This is a genomic window from Acidithiobacillus sp. TH-A36 (genome assembly GCF_057473445.1).
Map to the genome: position 1 here is coordinate 1 of NZ_JBYCKP010000526.1, position 1,276 is coordinate 1,276.

Annotated in this window: 2 protein-coding genes; both read left to right on the plus strand. The window is 54.4% G+C overall.

Going from position 1 to position 1,276, the window contains the following annotated elements; all coding sequences use genetic code 11:
- Nucleotide 1: 1 nt before the first annotated feature.
- Entirely contained in the window at nt 2-928 is a 927-nt protein-coding gene (gene ygfZ / locus AC2VLY_RS13400; RefSeq protein ID WP_486922438.1) for a CAF17-like 4Fe-4S cluster assembly/insertion protein YgfZ, read from the plus strand.
- Nucleotides 929-930: 2 nt separating this feature from the next.
- Nucleotides 931-1,276, plus strand: a 346-nt coding sequence (locus AC2VLY_RS13405; protein WP_486893073.1) for a hypothetical protein, incomplete at its 3' end; no start/stop codon positions are given.

Below are 1,276 nucleotides of genomic sequence, written 5' to 3' on the forward strand. Positions count from 1 at the left end.
ACTGGGGCTTATTCATGCCTATGGCGCGGAGGCCGAAAAATTTCTGCAGGGCCAATTCTCCAATGATCTGCGCAGCCTGACCAGTGCCGGCCAGGGACAGTGGAGCAGTTACAGTACGGCCAAAGGGCGGATGATTGCCAATTTTTACGTGCAACGCGCCGGGGACCATATTTGGTTAAGCCTCTCCAGCAGCCTGGTAGATGTGGTTGCAGAACGCCTGCGCAAATTTCGGATGATGGCCAAGCTGGACATTGAAAATGCCGAACCCGATTACGCAATAATGGCTATTTATGGGGCCGGCGCTGGAGACCTTCTGACCAAGGTTTTGGAATGTGCAACGCCTGAACTTGAAAATGAGGGTGTCACCCGGGATGATTGGCTCCTGACCCGCCTGCCCTGGGCAAATCTGGAAATATTTCAGCTGATCGCCCCACGCGAAAAACTGGCTGATCTGACGCATCTCCTGACCCAATCGGGTGGACTGGAAGCGCCTGTTGCTCAATGGCGTTTAGCCGCCATCCAGGCGGGAGTGGCTTACATCAGCCTGGACACCACCGAAAAAGTAATCCCTCAAGAACTGAATCTGGAAGTGCTGGGCGGCATCAATTTCAAGAAGGGTTGCTATCCGGGTCAGGAAATTGTTGCGCGTTCTCATTATCTGGGCAAACTTAAAAACCAGATGTATGGAGTCAGTGCCCATCAGCCCTTGCAGGCGGGTGACGAAATATTTGCGGAAAGTATGGGTGAACAAAGCATCGGGCTGGTCATCAATGCCGCAGAATCCGGTTCCGGTCAGTATGCGGCACTGGCGGTCCTGCGTGCGGCCAACGCAGGAGAAATGCTCAGAGTCGGAGCCTTGGACGGCGCAGAAGTACATATGCAGAAACTGCCTTATACCCTTCCTCTGGATATGCCCAAAGAGACCTGAGCATGTGGGGGATTGTCGCGGGACTGGTCAGTTATCCGGTATTTTCCTGGTACAGTAAACGCTTTCTGGATGATCAGGGACTGGAATCGGGATTTACCCGCATGCTGCTGGTATTTCTGGTCGCGACCATTTTGTCGTCGGCATTGGGCTACGGGGTATCCTGGCTGACCACGCCTGCCCATACCCGAAGTACCCAGGCCGTTCTGGAAAAAAAGAGTACGGCCATTCTTGGCAAGGAAATCAGTTGCCTGCAGAACCCCAGCAGCTCGGCTTGCCAGTCCGCTGCCCAGCAAGGAAAGGCCCTGGAAAACAAACTACTGGGCAGTCTGAGCGCCGGCAGTCAGCACT